At 70.4% G+C, this 15939-nt stretch carries 15 protein-coding genes and 1 riboswitch; of the genes, 10 read left to right on the top strand and 5 right to left on the bottom strand.

What is annotated here, in order from left to right:
- Positions 1-55: 55 nt before the first annotated feature.
- A riboswitch (cobalamin riboswitch) is annotated at positions 56-123 on the bottom strand.
- Between the two features lie 187 nt (positions 124-310).
- A complete protein-coding gene (locus ACFVM3_RS05745) occupies positions 311-1312 on the top strand; it encodes a prenyltransferase/squalene oxidase repeat-containing protein (protein ID WP_378435913.1) in 1002 nt (333 codons plus the stop codon).
- 76 nt (positions 1313-1388) lie between these two features.
- Here the strand turns inward: ACFVM3_RS05745 and ACFVM3_RS05740 are convergent, their stop codons facing one another.
- Complete coding sequence (locus tag ACFVM3_RS05740; RefSeq protein ID WP_378435911.1) at positions 1389-3755, bottom strand: LuxR C-terminal-related transcriptional regulator; 2367 nt, start codon at positions 3753-3755, stop codon at positions 1389-1391.
- A gap of 48 nt (positions 3756-3803) precedes the next feature.
- Positions 3804-4400 carry a QsdR family transcriptional regulator gene (locus tag ACFVM3_RS05735; RefSeq protein WP_378435909.1) on the bottom strand — a complete coding sequence of 199 codons (597 nt, stop codon included), beginning with the start codon at positions 4398-4400 and terminating at the stop codon, positions 3804-3806.
- A gap of 140 nt (positions 4401-4540) precedes the next feature.
- Here ACFVM3_RS05735 and ACFVM3_RS05730 point away from each other — a divergent pair, with 140 nt between their 5' ends.
- From ACFVM3_RS05730 to ACFVM3_RS05705, 6 genes are read left to right on the top strand one after another with little or no spacing between them, the layout of a single operon-like run.
- Positions 4541-5398 carry an alpha/beta hydrolase family protein gene (locus tag ACFVM3_RS05730; RefSeq protein WP_378435907.1) on the top strand — a complete coding sequence of 286 codons (858 nt, stop codon included), beginning with the start codon at positions 4541-4543 and terminating at the stop codon, positions 5396-5398.
- A gap of 59 nt (positions 5399-5457) precedes the next feature.
- On the top strand, positions 5458-6228 hold the full coding sequence (locus tag ACFVM3_RS05725) for an ABC transporter ATP-binding protein (RefSeq protein WP_378435905.1): 771 nt from the start codon (positions 5458-5460) through the stop codon (positions 6226-6228).
- Entirely contained in the window at positions 6215-6919 is a 705-nt protein-coding gene (locus ACFVM3_RS05720) for an ABC transporter ATP-binding protein (RefSeq protein WP_378435903.1), read from the top strand. The genes ACFVM3_RS05725 and ACFVM3_RS05720 overlap by 14 nt, the downstream gene beginning before the upstream one ends.
- Before the next feature lie 11 nt (positions 6920-6930).
- Positions 6931-7809 carry a branched-chain amino acid ABC transporter permease gene (locus ACFVM3_RS05715; RefSeq protein ID WP_378435901.1) on the top strand — a complete coding sequence of 293 codons (879 nt, stop codon included), beginning with the start codon at positions 6931-6933 and terminating at the stop codon, positions 7807-7809.
- A 1-nt stretch (position 7810) separates the two neighbouring features.
- A complete protein-coding gene (locus tag ACFVM3_RS05710; RefSeq protein WP_378435897.1) occupies positions 7811-8812 on the top strand; it encodes a branched-chain amino acid ABC transporter permease in 1002 nt (333 codons plus the stop codon).
- Complete coding sequence (locus tag ACFVM3_RS05705; RefSeq protein ID WP_378435895.1) at positions 8809-10116, top strand: ABC transporter substrate-binding protein; 1308 nt, start codon at positions 8809-8811, stop codon at positions 10114-10116. The genes ACFVM3_RS05710 and ACFVM3_RS05705 overlap by 4 nt, the downstream gene beginning before the upstream one ends.
- Before the next feature lies 1 nt (position 10117).
- On the opposite strand, the gene fahA is transcribed toward ACFVM3_RS05705, so the two are convergent.
- The 3 genes from fahA to ACFVM3_RS05690 form a co-directional block, all read right to left on the bottom strand.
- Positions 10118-11293, bottom strand: a complete 1176-nt coding sequence (gene fahA / locus ACFVM3_RS05700) for a fumarylacetoacetase (protein ID WP_378435893.1) — start codon at positions 11291-11293, stop codon at positions 10118-10120.
- Positions 11290-12132 carry a hypothetical protein gene (locus tag ACFVM3_RS05695; RefSeq protein WP_378435891.1) on the bottom strand — a complete coding sequence of 281 codons (843 nt, stop codon included), beginning with the start codon at positions 12130-12132 and terminating at the stop codon, positions 11290-11292. Before ACFVM3_RS05695 ends, fahA begins: the two co-directional genes overlap by 4 nt.
- A 159-nt stretch (positions 12133-12291) precedes the next feature.
- Complete coding sequence (locus tag ACFVM3_RS05690) at positions 12292-12825, bottom strand: MarR family transcriptional regulator (RefSeq protein ID WP_340688211.1); 534 nt, start codon at positions 12823-12825, stop codon at positions 12292-12294.
- A 249-nt stretch (positions 12826-13074) separates the two neighbouring features.
- On the opposite strand from ACFVM3_RS05690, the gene ACFVM3_RS05685 reads away from it, so the two are divergent.
- From ACFVM3_RS05685 to ACFVM3_RS05675, 3 genes are read left to right on the top strand one after another with little or no spacing between them, the layout of a single operon-like run.
- A complete protein-coding gene (locus ACFVM3_RS05685) occupies positions 13075-13689 on the top strand; it encodes a DUF1989 domain-containing protein (protein ID WP_378435889.1) in 615 nt (204 codons plus the stop codon).
- On the top strand, positions 13686-14798 hold the full coding sequence (locus ACFVM3_RS05680) for a tRNA-dihydrouridine synthase (protein WP_378435887.1): 1113 nt from the start codon (positions 13686-13688) through the stop codon (positions 14796-14798). Before ACFVM3_RS05685 ends, ACFVM3_RS05680 begins: the two co-directional genes overlap by 4 nt.
- Entirely contained in the window at positions 14795-15664 is an 870-nt protein-coding gene (locus ACFVM3_RS05675; protein ID WP_378435885.1) for a polysaccharide deacetylase, read from the top strand. The genes ACFVM3_RS05680 and ACFVM3_RS05675 overlap by 4 nt, the downstream gene beginning before the upstream one ends.
- Positions 15665-15939: the final 275 nt, after the last annotated feature.

Here is a 15939-nt window from a genome sequence, read left to right as displayed (position 1 = left end):
GGACGCCGCGGTCACCCCTGTTTATCGCGACAGTGGTTCGTACATCCGCCCGTTCGGTATCCCGGCTCGCCCTGGTCAAGGGCCCACGGTTGCGCGACAGCGCCGGATTTCGACCGGCTTCCCCGTCACGGGCGGCGGTGTTCAGTTGTCGAGCCGGTCGAGGTTAACACCCGATCACTTTCGGCAGGCACCGCTGACCAGGTCGGTTGCCAGGATCACATCGGCCCTTCGCGCCCGGCGGTACCCGGGCGCTCGGCCGGGGTGAGACTCTTCGGTTCGTTCATCGCGGTCGTAGGGGGAAAGGGTTCTCATGAGACGTTGGGTTTTCGCTGTCGCCATGGTGTGCGGCATCGCGCTGGTCGCCGCTCCGGCGGCGGCCGCGGCCACTCACAACAAGGCGGACGCCGCCGCGGGCTGGCTCGCGAGGCAGATGACCGACGGGGAAAGGTTCGAGGCCGACTTCGGTGGCCAAAAGTTCCCGGACCAGGGTTTGACGATCGACGCGATCTTCGCGTTCGCCGCGGCCGGGGTGTCGGATACGAACGCGGGCAAGGCGATCGCCTGGCTGGCGAAACCGGAGATCACCAGCGGCTACGTCGGCAGCGGCACCGAGGCGTACGCGGGCGCGCACGCCAAGCTGTTGCTCGCGGCGCAGGTTCGCGGCAAGAATCCGGCGTCGTTCGGCGGCGTCGACCTGAAGGCAGGCCTGCTCTCGCTGCTGACGCCGTCCGGCCGGTTCTCCGACCGGTCCGAATACGGCGACTACTCCAACGCTCTTTCGCAGTCGCTCGCCCTGCTGGCGCTGGACCGCACCGGCGACGTCCCGGCGCCGGCCGTGACGTTCCTCGCGGGCACCCAGTGCCCCGACGGCGGTTTCCCGCTGAACTTCGGCGAAGCGACGTGCACGAGCGACGTCGACGCGACCGCGACGGTCGTGCAGGCCTTGCGCGCCACCGGTGATCCGGTGAACGCCGGGGAGGGCACCGCCTGGCTGGTCACCAAGCAGCACCCGAACGGCGGCTTCGGTTTCGGCACCGACGCGCCGAACGCGAACAGCACCGGACTCGCCGCGCAGGCGCTGGCCGGGCACCGCCCCGCCGCCGTCAAGGCGCGGGAATTCCTGCGGTCACTGCAGACCGGCTGCGCCGGCGCCGAGGCGGACCGCGGCGCGATCGCCTACGACGCCACGGGCCCGAACCCGTCGACCGCCCCGCGCGCGACCGCGCAGGCGATCCTCGGCCTGGCCAGGGTCCCGTTGAGCGACCTGCACGGCGGCGGGCGCCCGCAGGCCCCGGTCCTCGCCTGCCCGTAACTCGCGTGATCAGAGACGTAACTCGCGTGATTGGAGGCGTAACTCGCGAGTTACGCCTTCGATCACGCGAGTTACGTCATTCGCCGGCGGCGACGCGGCGCGCGAGCTCCACGCGGGACCGCACACCCAGTGCCGTGAAGATGTTCCGCAGGTGGTGGTCCACCGTCCGGTGACTGATGACCAGCCGCCGCGCGATCTCCTTGTTCGTCTCCCCCGCCGCCACGAGGCGGGTGATGGCGTCCTGCTGCGGTGTGAGCCCGGCCAGCGATCGGTGCGGCACGTCGACGGTCTCGCCGGTGGCGCGCAGGCCTGCGCGGGCCCTTTCCGCGAACCGTTTCGCACCGACGTTTTCGAAGCCCCGCAAGGCATCGCGGAACTGGTCGCGGGCGTCACGGGTCCGGCGATGCCGTCGCAACAGGGTGGCGTAGGCGAACCGGGTCCTGGCGAGTTCCATCGCGCCGCCCGCCCGCCGATGCGCCTCGATGGCCAGCACGAAACGCCGTTCCGCCACACCGGGATCCGACGCGGTCAGCGCGTGACAGCGGTGGCTCAGCGCGAGCCAGCAGGGTTCCGCGCCCGCGAGGGTCCAGCGGTCGAACACCTCCAGCGCGGCCAGCGCGCGTTCGGGCCGCCCGGAACACACGGCCGCCTCGACGAGTTGCGGGGTGGCCAGCACCCGGATCACCGGCTGGTCGCCGGAGACACCCGAAGCTAGATCTTCGAGCCTGCTCAAGGCGTCGTCGGGCCGGTCTTCGGTCAGGTCCAGACAGGCGTTCGCCCACGCGGCGACCGCGGCGGGCCTGCCGAGACCGCGTTCGGCGATACCTTCGGCCGCCTCGTCCAGCTCTGGGACGCGGTCACCGAGGAGTGCGGCCGCCAGCCCCAGCAGCGTCAGATGTTCCATCCGCAGGTTGTGCGGTGCGCACAGCCCGTCGCGGGACGCCGCCCGCGCACAGGGGATGCGGTCGAGCGCGATGGCCGAGAGCGACAGGTAGATCAGCGCCCACGGCAGTTCCGCGTGGCGTTTGCCGAGCCGCGCGCGGCTCACGGCCGCGGCCGCGTATTCGTGCGCCCGTTCGGCATGCCCGCGGGCGAAGGCCGCTTCGGCGGCCCAGACGGCCCCGGCGACGTCCGAGCAGGCCATCCCCTTGGCGACCGCGTCGGTCAACGGAGCGACGGCGTCCTCGTGACGTCCGGCGTAAACCGAGGTCAGGCCGTGGAAATGCGCGGAGACCAGCCCGTCGCCCGCCGGGACCGTCCGGGCGAGGGCGCGGTAGCCGCTCAGGTCACCGCCGAGCCTGCGCGCCTCGCCCGCCAGCAGGAGCGCGCCCGCCGCATCGGGCAGGAGTTCCGCCGCCGCGCCCAGTTCGTGGGTTGCGACGGCGGGATCGCCGTCACGCAGCTCGATCTCCCCGTGCAGCAACGCCACGGCGCCCGGTTCAGTGTCCACTCTGGACAGAAGAAGCCGTGCCCACCCCGGTCTTCCCGCCTGCCAGGCCGCGTCCGCCGCGGCCAGCAGCCGGGCCGCCCGGGTTGCCGGGTCGGCGGTCAGGGCGGCGGCGCGTTCGAGCTGCCTGGCGGCGGTCGCGTGATCCACCGCCGGTGCCGCGGCGAGCGCGTCCGCGAGTGGCTCGGACGGCGTGGCCGTCGCCATCGCGCGATGCCAGAGCGCGTCGGGTCCCTCCTCGGCGGCGGCCAGCCGCGCGTGCGCCGCCCGGCGGTCGGCCGGGGACGCCGCCGCGTACCAGGTCGCCTTCCTCGCCGAGGAGTCCATGCAGGTGGCGAGAAAACGGAGACGCTCGTCGACCCGCATCGCGTCGAGCTCGGCCGCGTACCGGGGCAGCCGCTCCCGAAGGATCGGCGAAACCGGTTCCCGCCCGGCAGCCTGAGCGGGCGTCAGCGAAGCCGCCAGCGCGACCAGGTCGGCCGGGTTCCCCTCACCCAGTTCAACCAGCTGCGGGCGCACCCCGGCGGGCACGCCGCGGTCACGCAGCACCTGATCGGCGGCGGAATCGGTCAACGGCGGCAGCTCGACGGAGTCGAATTCGTCGGATCCGGACCGCGAGGTGAGCACCATCCCGACCGGCACGCCCGCCAGCCGTCTGGCGGCGAAACCCAGCGCGGCCAAGGATTCCGGATCGACCCAATGTGCGTCGTCGACCCAGCAGATCGTCGGCGCCGAAACAGCACCGAGCCGTTCTCGCGCCTCCTCGCCGCTGGAGACCGGCGCGCCGAACATCCGCTGAAGGGCGCCGTAGGGCAGCTCGCTTTCGGCTCGGAGGCCCCGCACACCGACGAGGCGGACGTCGAGGGTGGCGCGCAGCGCGGTGAGCAGGGCCGACTTGCCAAGGCCTTCCGCACCTCGGACCAGCACGGCGCGCCCGGCGACCGACCGCAGCCCGCCGAAGAGGTCGTCCCTCCCCCGCAGCGGGTACACAGGCATCGGCGCCTCCTCGAGATCCCTCTCGATGAAACACCAGGCGCAAGTGTTTCACAAGGTCCTGCTCGGCACCTTTGCTTCCACGAGCGCTCCGAGCAGCGTCGACGCCGCTTCGAGATCAGGGGTCCGAGAGGCGAGGACGTCCGAGTACAGGAAGGCCTCCCCTAGCCTCACGATCGCGTAGCAGAGGCTGTCCAGGCTGACCGCGGGCACGAAGCCGCCGTCCTCGACGTCGCGACGAAGCAGTTCGACATGTGCCGCGATCACCCTCGGCTGGACGCGTCCGTCGGGGTCGGTCAGCAGCCTGATCGCCAGCACCGGCTCGTCGTCGAGGAAGCGCCGGAACCCGGTACTCGCCGCCAGTACGGACCGGTATTCGCGCATGATCGAAAGACAGCGCAGTTCACCGGCCGCGTTGCGCACCACGTCGCCCTCTTCGCGCTCCCAGGTGCGCACGGCGGCCGTCAGGGTGCGCTCGGACAGGTAGTAGAGGGCGTCACCGAGCAGGTCTTCCCGGTTGCCGACACGGCGGAACAGGGTGCTGCGCGAGATGCCCAGATCCTGGGCGAAGGCGGAGGTGTCGACGCGGACGCCGCGATCGATCCACCGCGCCGCGGTGCGGACTATGTCCTCGGCTGAGGGGTTCACGATCGCCGATCGTACGGGCGACCGGCCCGGCGGGAACGCTCGCGGACCAAGACTGGCGATTTCACCGATGCAGCGGGCTCCGGCCGTTTGCCACAGTCCATCACCACGGACCGTGTTCAACGGCGAACGGAGACGGCACCATGCGTAGTACGACCCGGATCCTTTGTGGACTGGCCACCGTCGCGGCACTCTTTGTCGCCCCCGCGGCCTACGCCGCCGAGAACCCCTACGAACGAGGACCCGACCCGACGGAAAGCAGCATCGAAGCGTCCCGCGGCTCGTTCGCGGTATCCCAGACCTCCGTGTCGAGCCTGGCCGTCACCGGCTTCGGCGGCGGCACCATCTACTACCCGACCAGCACCGCGCAGGGCACGTTCGGCGCGGTCGCCATCTCGCCGGGCTTCACCGCGACCCAGTCGAGTATCGCGTGGATGGGCCCGCGGCTGGCGTCGCAGGGCTTCGTGGTGTTCACGATCGACACCAACTCGATCTACGACCAGCCCGACAGCCGCGGCGACCAGCTCCTGGCCGCGCTCGACTACCTGACCCAGCGCAGCACGGTCCGTTCCCGCGTCGACAGCACCCGGCTCGCGGTGGCGGGCCACTCGATGGGCGGCGGCGGTTCGCTCGAAGCGGCGCAGGACCGGCCTTCGCTGCAGGCCGCGGTGCCGCTCGCGGCATGGAACACGCAGAAGTCGTGGTCCTCGCTGAGGGTTCCGACGTTCATCATCGGCGGCGAGTCCGACTCCGTCGCACCGGTGTCGTCGCACTCGATCCCGTTCTACACCAGCATTCCCGCTTCGTCGGAGAAGGCGTACATGGAGCTGGACAACGCGAGCCACTTCTTCCCGAACACGGCGAACACGACCATGGCCAAGTACACGCTCTCGTGGCTGAAGCGGTTCGTGGACAACGACACCCGCTACGAGCAGTTCCTCTGCCCCGCCCCGGACGACCGCACGATCAGCGACTACCGGGACACATGTCCGCACGCCTGAGTGTCCTCGGTCCCGGCGCACCCGCGCCGGGACCTCCTCTCTTCGTTGGGAGTTCTTGCGTGACCCTGTCGACCTTCGAGATGTCCGGCGTGTCGGTGACCTTCGGTGGTCTCGTCGCCTTGTCGGACGTCTCCCTGACCGTCGCCCCGGGCCGGGTGCTCGGCGTGATCGGCCCGAACGGGGCGGGCAAGACCACGCTCTTCAACGTCGCGTGCGGTTTCGTCCGCCCGGACACCGGCACGCTGACGTGGCGCGGGCAGGAGCTGCGGCGGCTGCGCCCGCATCACCTCGCCGGCCTCGGGATCGCCCGGAGCCTGCAGGAACTCGGTCTGTTCGACCGGATGACCGTGCTGGAGAACGTCCTCGCGGGGGCGGGCAGGCACGCGAAAGCCGGCTTCTGGTCCTCTTTGCTGGGCCTGACGAAGGACGAGAAGGCGCTGACCGAGCGAGCGATGGCGCAGCTCGAGGCGTTCGACATCGCCGACGTCGCCCATCGCTATCCCGCGAGCCTTCCTTACCCGGTGCGGAAACGCGTCGCGCTGGCACGGGCGCTGGTGAGCGAACCCGACCTGCTGCTGCTCGACGAACCGGCGGGCGGCCTGTCGTCGGCCGAGATCGACGAGGTCGGCGCGCTGGTCCGCGGCCTGACCGAACGCATGTCCGTGATGCTCGTCGAGCACCATATGGATCTGGTGATGGGCGTCTGCGACGAGATCGTGGTGCTGGACTTCGGCAGGGTCATCGCCCGCGGCACCCCGGACGAGATCCGCGCGGATCCGGCGGTCCAGGCGGCCTACCTCGGCGAGGAGGTCGCCGGTGCTGACCATTGAGAACCTCTCGGCGAGCTACGGCCCGGTGCGCGCGCTCGATTCCGTGAGCCTTTCGGCCGCGGAGGGCGAGATCACCGCGGTGCTCGGCGCGAACGGCGCGGGCAAGACCACCTTGTTGCGGACCATATCCGGCCTGGTGCCGCCGTCGGGCGGCAGCGTGTCGCTCGCGGGCAGGGATCTGAGCCGAGTGTCCACAGAGGACCTTCCGGCGCTCGGGCTCGCGCACGTCCCCGAGGGCCGCGGCGTGCTGGCCGAACTGACCGTCGAGGAGAACCTGCGGCTCGGCGCGCTCGGGGCCCGCGGGCGCGCGACGGCGGCCGATCTGCGCCGGATCTACGACCTCTTCCCGGCGCTGGCCGACCGCAAGAACGGTCTCGCGCACGTCCTTTCCGGCGGGGAACGGCAGATGCTGGTCATCGGCCGCGCGCTGCTCTCCCGGCCGAAGGTGCTGCTGCTGGACGAACCGTCCTTGGGTCTCGCGCCCCGGATCGTGGCACGGATCTTCGGTCTGCTGCGCGGTCTCGTGCACGACGAAGGACTGGCCGTCGTGCTGGTCGAGCAGAACGCGCGCAGCGCGCTGTCCATCGCCGACCACGGCGTCGTGCTCAACCTCGGGCAGGTGGTCGTCCGGCGGGACGCGGCCGCGCTCGTCGCGGACGACGCCCTCCGGCACGCCTACCTCGGATTCTGAAAGGGAGCCCTGTGCAGCAACTGCTGACCACCGCGCTCACCGGCCTGACGCTGGGCGTGGTCTACGCCGCGTTCGCGCTGGCGCTCGTGCTCATCTGGCGGGCGACGCGGATCGTGAACTTCGCGCAGGCGCCGATGGCGATGATCACCACCTACCTGGCGCTGGTCCTGATCGACGCGGGCTGGTCGTACTGGGCCGGTTTCGCCGTGGCCCTCGCGTCGGGGCTCGTGCTCGGCGCACTGGTGGAACGGTTCGTCGTCCGGTTCGTCGACGGCAAGGCCGAGATCAACGCCGTCATCCTCACGCTCGGGCTGTTCATCGTGCTGCACGCGCTGGCGGCGCTGGTGTTCGGCTCGCGGTACCGGTCGTTCCCGGCGCCGTTCGGGCTCACCGGGTTCCGGGTCGGCGACACGACGATCGCGCTGACCGGGTTCGGCGTGTTCACCATCGCCGCCGTGGGCGTCGTGCTGATCGGGCTCGTGCTGTTGTTCCGCGGTACCGATCTCGGCCTGCGGATGCGGGCCGCGGCCTTCGACCGGGAGGTGGCCCGCCTGCTCGGCGTGCGGGTCGGACGGATGCTCACGCTCGGCTGGGCGCTGGCAGCGCTCGCCGGTTCGCTGTCCGGTCTGCTGATCGCCGGCGGCGGTCTCGTCCATCCGTCCTATATGGACGGTGTGGTGGTGTACGGCTTCGTCGCCGCGGTGCTCGGCGGGCTGGACAGCCCGGTCGGCGCGGTCGTCGGCGGCGTGGTCCTCGGCCTGTCGTTGAGCCTGGTGAGCGGCTACGTCGGCTCGGAACTCGTCCCGCTCGCCGCGCTGGCGCTGCTCATGGTGGTGCTGCTCCTGAAGCCCGGCGGCCTGTTCGCGAGCGTCCGTGAACGGAGGGTCTGACGTGCCACGCCGCTCTCTGCTGGGCGCGCTCGCCGCGCTCCTCGTCGTCGTACTGGTCCTGGAGAACTCCGGGCCGTTCTTCACCTCTCAGCTCACCACGATGGCGTACTTCGCGATCGCGGCGGGCGGCCTGACCGTCCTGACCGGACTCAACGGGCAGCTGTCGCTCGGGCACGGCGCCTTGATGGCCGTCGGCGCGTACTCGACGGCGCTCCTGCTGAAGTCGGAATTCCTTCCGCTGCCGGTGATCCTGGTGCTGGCGATGGTGATCACGCTGGCCGTCGGGGCACTCGTGGGTGTCGCCGCGGCCAGGCTGCACGGGCCGTATCTCGCCGGGGCGACACTCGCGCTCGCCGTCGCCGTTCCCGGGATCCCGTTGTTCTTCGGTGAAGCGCTCGGCGGCGAGCAGGGCTTGCCCGTGCGCATGCCGGAAATCCCCGGCTGGCTGGCGGACGCCGCGTACTTCGTCACCGGCCACGAACTCACGTCGATCCGTTATCTCGCCTACCTTTCCTGGCTCGCGGTGATCGTGGTGTTCGTGCTGCTGGCGAACCTGTCCCGCGGCCGCGTCGGACGCGACTGGCGGGCGGTGCGCGACGAGGACGTGGCCGCCGAACTGGCCGGGATCGACCTCGGCCGCACGCGGGTGCGGGCGTTCGTCGTCAGCTCGGGATGCGCGGGGCTGGCCGGAGCGCTGATGGCGTTGTCCGCGCGGCTGGCGGCGCCGAGCGGGTTCGCGCTGACGTTGTCGCTGCTGCTGGTGTCCGCGGTGGTGCTCGGCGGGCTCGGGAGCCTGACCGGAGCGCTCGCCGGCGCCGCGCTGCTGACCTTCCTTCCGCCGCTGGTGACCGGCGCGGGAACGGATCTGGGCCTGTCCGACGTCCAGGCCGCGCATCTGGCGCCGTTGATCTACGGCCTGGTCACCGTCCTGATCGTGCTGCTCGCACCCGCCGGTCTCGCCGGCGGGCTGCGGAAACTCATCCACCGGAGGAGAACTTCATGAAACGCTGGACCAAGGCCGTGGCCGTCTTCCTTGCCGTCACGGTCACCGCCGCCTGCGGCGCGGGCGGCAGACCCGAGGGCGAGCAGAAGGGCTCGACGGTCGGCGTCACCGACACGACCATCAAGATCGGCGCGCATTTCCCGCTGACCGGCGTCGCCGCGCCGGGCTACAGCGAGATCCCGAGCGGTCATCAGGCGTACTACGACTACGTGAACGCGAACGGCGGCGTCAACGGCCGCAAGATCGAGTTCGTGGTGAAGGACGACGGTTACAACCCGACCACCACGAGCGCGGTCACCGACGAACTGGTGCTCAAGGAAGAGATCTTCGCGATGGTCGGCGGCCTCGGCACGCCGACGCACAGCGCCGTCGTCGACTTCCTGAACAACTCCAAGGTGCCGGACCTGTTCGTGTCGTCGGGTTCGCTGCGCTGGGGCGACGATCCGAAGAAGGCGCCGTTCACCTTCGGCTGGCAGCCGGACTACGAGATCGAAGGCAAGATCATCGGCGACTGGGTGCGGAAGAACCTGCCGAACGCCAAGGTCGGCCTGTTCCTCCAGGACGACGACTTCGGCCGCGACGGCGAGAAGGGTGCCCGCCGGTACCTCGGCCAGCAGATCGTGGAGGTCGCGAAGTACTCCCCCGGCAACACCGACATCGCGCCGCAGATCGCGAAACTCAAGGCCGCCGGCGTGGATCTGGTGCTGGGCTTCACCGTTCCGTCGTACACCGCGCTTTCCCAGCTGGCGTCGCTGAAGATCGGGTTCAAGCCGAAGTGGGTCTACAGCAACGTCGGTTCCGATCCCGCGCTCGTCGGTTCACTGCTCGCGCGGTTCTCCGAAGGCAAGGTCACCAATGGCGCGTCGCTCATCGACGGCGTGGTCACGACCGAGTACCTGCCAGGTGTCGACGCGCCGGACAACGCGTGGACGAAGCTGTGGCAGAACGTCTGGAAGGCGCACGGCAAGGGCGGCGACCTGACGAACTACCGTATTTACGGGATGGCGCAGGCGTACACGTTCGTCCAGGCGTTGCAGGCGGCCGGAAAGGATCTGACGCGGGAACGGATCGTCGAGGTGCTCCAGCAGTCCGGGAAGACGTTCCAGGGACCGGGACTGGCGCCGTTCCGTTTCTCCGGCGACAGCCACCTGGGCATCTCCGGGATGTCGGTGGTCGAGCTCCAGGGAGGCGTCGGCAAGGATCTGACACCGGTCCTGGTGTCCGACCTCGGCGACGCGCCCATCAAGGCGGACGACTCCGCCGCGAACGACGGGCCGCCGCCCAACGGGATTCCCGCCGGCTGAGTCAGTTCGCCGGAAGCACGCGCCCCCGCACCTCGCCGAACCCGATCCGCGAGCCGTTCGCGCCGGGCGCGGTGCCGGTGATCACGACCTCGTCCCCGTCCAGCAGGAAGGTGCGCTCCTCTCCCTTGACCGTGAGCGGCTCCTTGCCGCCCCAGGACAATTCGAGGAACGCGCCGCGCTGGTGCTTCTCCGGCCCGGAGATCGTGCCGGAGCCGTACAGGTCGCCCGTGCGCGAGGAGGCGCCGTTGACCGTCAGATGCGCGAGCATCTGGGCGGGCGACCAGTACATCTCGCGGAACGGCGGGCGGCTGACCTCTTCACCGTTCCATTCGATGACGAGGTCGATGTCGAGCCCCCACGGGTCGCTTTCCCGCAGGTACGGCAGCGGCTCCGGATCCGTCTGGCCGGGCAGCGGGATCCGCGCGGCTTCCAGCGCCAGGATCGGCACCACCCACGGGGAGATCGACGTCGCGAAGCTCTTGCCGAGGTGCGGGCCGAGCGGGACGTATTCCCACGCCTGGATGTCGCGGGCGGACCAGTCGTTGAGGAGAACCGCGCCGAAAACGTGGCGGGGGAAGGAATCCGGGGGGACCGGGGTGTTCAGCGGCGTTCCGGTGCCGACGATGAAACCCATCTCGGCCTCGATGTCCAGCCGCGTGCTCGGCCCGAACACCGGCGCCGCTTCGGCCGGGGGCTTGCGCTGGCCGCTCGGGCGCACGATGTCCGTTCCGGAGACCAGGACGGTGCCGGACCGTCCGTGGTAGCCGACGGGGAGATGCTTCCAGTTGGGCAGCAACGGTTCCGCGTCGGGGCGGAAGAGCCTGCCGACGTTCGAGGCGTGGTGTTCGGAGGCGTAGAAGTCGACGTAGTCCGCGACCTCGATCGGCAGGTGCAGGGTCACCCGTTCGATCGCGTGGACCGCGCCGTCGGGGACCTCGCCGGCGACCACGTCGCGGATCCGCTCCCGGACCGCCACCCAGCGGTCGTATCCCTGCGCCATGAACGGGTTCAGTGTCGGCGCGGCGAACACGTCGTCTTTGAGCGCCGCGGCCAGGTCGACGACGGAGTCGCCGACGCGCACGCCGACGCGCGGGGCATCGCCGTCGACGGAGAACACGCCGTACGGCAGGTTGTCGATCCCGAACAGCGAGCCTTCGGGGATGTCGATCGTGGTCATGCCTCTCCTCGGGGCGCCTCGAGCAGGCCGAGTCCGGCCAGTTCGGTCAGGGGGTCGGTGATGCTGCAGGTGCCGAACGACGTGAAAGCCGCGCGGAGGGCGGCGACGCGATCCGCGTCCAGCTCCCGGAGCCGTGCGGCGATGACGGCGCCGTCTCGTTCGGCGAGAACGGCTTCGGCGTCGCCGTCGGTGAGGACGGCGTCGGTCGCGAGCATCAGGTTGAGGAAGCCGTGCTGTTCGAAGCCGGTGTCCGGGTCGGTGTTGCGGAGGGCATGGTGCAGCCCGGCGGTGGCCTTGAACGGAACGCCGGCCTCGACGGCCGCCCGCACCGAGGCGGCGAGTTCCGCTTCGCCGGGGTACAGGTCGGCCCGGACTCCGCCGGTGCGGAACTTCGCGTGGTGGCCGGTACCGGAAAGGGCGGTCAGCAGCAGGACACGTCGGTCGTCGCGCGGGATCTCGACGAAGACCGGTGCGGTGGCACGGGAAAGCGCGGTGAGCACCTCGTCCGGGCCCATCCCCTCCGGGACGGCGATTTCGAGCGCGTCCAGGTTCACCGGGAGCTTATCCACGGCATCGAGTACGCCGTCGAGCTGCGAGGGCCCGCCGGGCAGGGTCACCGAGACCGGCAGCGGGGTCGTCCGGTCCCCGAGCACTTCGGCGAGGTCGCCGAGCGCGGTGGCGGCGATGACGAGCGGTCCGACGAGGCCGGCGTACCAGGCGGAGAGGTGCTCGTCGTGCGCCGCGACCGCGTCCGGCAGCGGGGCCAGCCCTGGCGGGAACACCGCGGCGTCGTCGCACAGCCCGGCGAAGAGCGCGGGAATCCGTCCGCCGTCCACCATGGTCTCCTCCTCGCCGATTTAGTTCATGCTTTTACTACCCATCGGGCAGCGTAGTCCGGTCCTCCTGGCGACGGGAAGGTGCTGAAGGGGACTTTCCCCGCATCCGACGCGGTGAAGGGCGCTTTCCCCACGTGACATGCGGGGAAAGCGTCCTTCGGCCTACTTGCGGCTCCGGGTGCCGAACTCGGCACGGCTGGTGATCAGCTTGCCCAGCAGCATGACGAGGATGCGCTGCTCGGTCTCGGTCAGCGCGTTCGTCCAGCCGAATTCGCGCTCGTTGTGCTCACGGAACACCGAGACCATCTCCTCGTGTCCCGCTTCGGTCAGCGACAGCTGCACCGAACGGCCGTCGCGCTCGTCCGGGACCCGGTGGAGCATCCCCTCCGCGACCAGCGTTTTGACCAGATTCGACACCGCCGCCCGGCTCATCCCGGTCAGCCGGGCCGCGCTGGTCGGTTCGAGCGGCCCGGCGAGCCAGACCACGAACAGCAGCCGGAACGCCGACCACGACCGGCCGCGCGGCCGGTGCACCGCGGCTTCGAGATCGTAAGTCACCAGGTCGGAGGCACGATTGAGGGTCAGCAGCACCTCGGTCGCCAGCTGGTGCCGGAAGCCGTACTCGTGCGCGAGCCGCCGGTTCGCCAGCGCCACGAACGACCAGAAGTCGAGCCCGGCCGCGTCCACGTCTTCCATCGCCGAACACTAACCCGGCGCTGCGAAAATGGTCAAAGTCGAAACTATCGCTACCCGTAACTCGCGTGATTGGAGCCGTAACTCGCGTGTTTCCCGCCGTAAGACGGTGTTACGCCTTCAATAACGCGAGTTACGGCTCCAATCACGCGTGTTCCGTCTTTCTTCACCTGGAGGTTTCTCCATCATGAAGGCGGAAGGGTAGAGATTTCTCCATGGCGAGGTGGCGGGTGGCACCTGTTTGCTGAAGGCATGAGCACAACGCAAGTCCCACCGGGGACCGCCAGGGCCGTCCGCGTGACCGCCGGCGACCTCGTCCGGGTGATCGACGTCGAAGGCGGCCAGGTCGGCGACGTGTTCGCGTTCGCGGAAGGCGCGACCGAACTGACCGAGCACCACAGCGCGGCGCACACTCGCGCCGGTGTCGACAGGCTGTTCCCCACGGTCGGCGAGTCCTTCGTGACCGACCGGCGCCGCCCGATCCTGACGCTGATCGAAGACACCTCACCGGGCGAGCACGACATGCTGATCCCGGCCTGCGACCCGGCCCGGTACGCCGCGCTGGGCGCTCCGGGCCACCGGTCCTGCGCCGCGAACCTGCGTGAGGCGCTGGCAGACGAAGGCCTGACCTTCACCGGCCCGACACCGCAGCCGATCAACGTCTTCATGCGCGTCCCGGTCGGCGAGGACGGGCGGCTGAACTGGCTGACCGCGAACTCGCGGCCCGGCGACGCCGTCACTTTGCGCGCCGAGATGGACTGCGTCGTCGTGGTCTCCGCCTGCCCGCAGGACCTCGTCCGGATCAGCGACGCCGGACTCTCCCCGCTAGCCATCGAAACCGTCCACAATGGAGGAAACCCCTCATGACCACCACTGTCGAACACCCCGCGCTGGCCCCGGTCACGCTCGGCGGCCTCGCCCTGCGCAACCGCTACGCCGTCGCCCCCATGTCCCGCGTCTCGGCGAGCCCGGACGGCACCCCGACCGGCGAGATGGCCGACTACTACGCCGAATTCGCCCGCGGCGGCTTCGGGCTCGTGTTCAGCGAAGGCACCTATCCCGACACCGCGACCAGCCAGGGTTACCTCAACCAGCCGGGCCTCGCGCGGGACGAGCACGTCGCGGGCTGGCGCGTGGTCACCGCCGGAGTCCGCGCGGCGGGCGGCCGGATGATCGCCCAGCTCATGCACGCCGGGGCGATCTCCCAGGGCAACCCGAACACAGTCGCTCCGTCGGCCGTCCAGCCGCGCGGGGAGATGATGCGCGCGTACGGCGGCTCCGGGCCGTGGCCGGTCCCCCGCGAGCTGACCACCGCCGAGATCGACGACGTCGTCGAGGGCTTCGCCGCCGCGGCCGTGCGGGCCCGTCAGGCCGGGTTCGACGGCGTCGAGGTGCACGCGGCCAACGGGTACCTCCTCGACCAGTTCCTCACCGACTACACCAACCACCGCACCGACTCCTACGGCGGACCGGTCGCGAACCGGATCCGGCTGACCGCCCGTGTCGTGACCGCCGTCGCCGAGGCGGTGCCGGAACTGGTGACCGGCGTACGGCTGTCGCAGACCAAGGTCAACGACTTCACCTATCGCTGGCCCGGCGGCCGGGACGACGCCGAGGTGATCTTCGCCGCGGTCGCCGAGGCGGGCGCGCAGTACCTCCACATCGCCAGCGAAGGCCGGAACTGGATCGAGACGGCGAAGCTGGCCGACGGCGGCACCATCACCGCGCTCGCCCGGCAGGTCACCGGGCTGCCGGTGATCGCCAACGGCGGGATGCACGACCTCACGCAGGCGCACGAGGTCCTCGCCGGCGGGCACGCGGACCTGCTCTCAGTCGGGCACGGCGCACTGGCCAACCCGGATCTGCCCGCCCGCGTCGCCGCGGCGGAACCCCTGGCCGAGTTCGATCGGGCGATGGTCTCCCCGACGGTCACGGTGGCGAACGCGCGCCGCTGGCGGGAGAGTCGGCAAGCGTGACGGAACCCAGCTGGCACGGCGGCGCGGCCGCGGTGGCGACCCTGACCTTCGACGTGGACGCGGAATCCCCGATCCTCGCGCGAGGACGGGGCTACGCCGACCACCTCTCGACCATGTCCCATCAGGCGTACGGACCCAGGGTCGGGGTGCCGCGCATCCTCGACCTGCTAGACGAACTGGCCGTTCCCGCGACGTTCTTCGTGCCGGGCTGGGTCGCCGAACAGCGGCCCGGCCTCGCCGCCACGATCGTGGAGCGCGGGCACGAGGTGGCCCATCACTCCTACAGCCACCGGCCGCCGACCGCGATGACCGCGGCCGAGCAGCGCGCCGATTTCGAGCGGGGCATGGCGGTCTTCGCGGCACAGGGCATCGAGATCAGCGGCCATCGCGCGGCGGGCTGGGAATCCACTTGGGACACTCCGGCGCTGGTGGCCGAACACGGGTTGAGCTACGACTCGTCGCTGATGGCCGACGACCGGCCGTACCTGATCGAAACCGCGGCGGGCCGGATCGCCGAGCTGCCGGTGCACTGGTCGCTCGACGACTGGGAACAGTACGCGTTCCTTCCCGCGCCGCAGGTCGGCTCGGTGATCACGTCCCCGGCGCGGGTGCTGGAGATGTGGCGCGCGGAGCTGGACGCGATGCGCCGCTACCGGTGCCTGTTCAACCTGTGCCTGCACCCGTTCCTATCGGGCAGGCCGGGACGTCTTGCGGTGGTCCGCGAGCTCATCGAGTTCGGGCTCGGCCTCGGCGACGTCCGGTTCGCTCGGTGCCGTGACGTGGCGGCCGCGGCGCTGGCCGACCCCGCGTTGCCCACGGAACCCTTGCGGCGCCTCGAAATCGACCCGGCGGTCTACCCGGACTAGGCCGTGTCCTGTAAGTCTGCTCGCGGTCTTCGCGCCCAGGAGGTCCTTGACGGCACGGGCGATCCAGCCGATGAAGGCGATGCCCGTGGACGGGCCGGGGGACTGACGGGGGGCGAGAGCAAAGGTCCCTTGCTCTCCCCCTCCCGGTGACCGTGTGGATTTCGGGTCATCCAACGCACCAAAATCCACACAGTCAGCAATGGCCCTGACAGCGAGTGAGCGGTGTGTGGATATAGGGCCACTCAACGTCCCTATATCCACACACCCCTCCCGCG

Source organism: Amycolatopsis sp. NPDC057786 (assembly GCF_042797905.1).
Taxonomy (GTDB): domain Bacteria; phylum Actinomycetota; class Actinomycetes; order Mycobacteriales; family Pseudonocardiaceae; genus Amycolatopsis.
The sequence above is the reverse complement of the archived record's forward strand: the minus strand, read 5'-3'. Positions and strand labels throughout refer to the sequence as shown.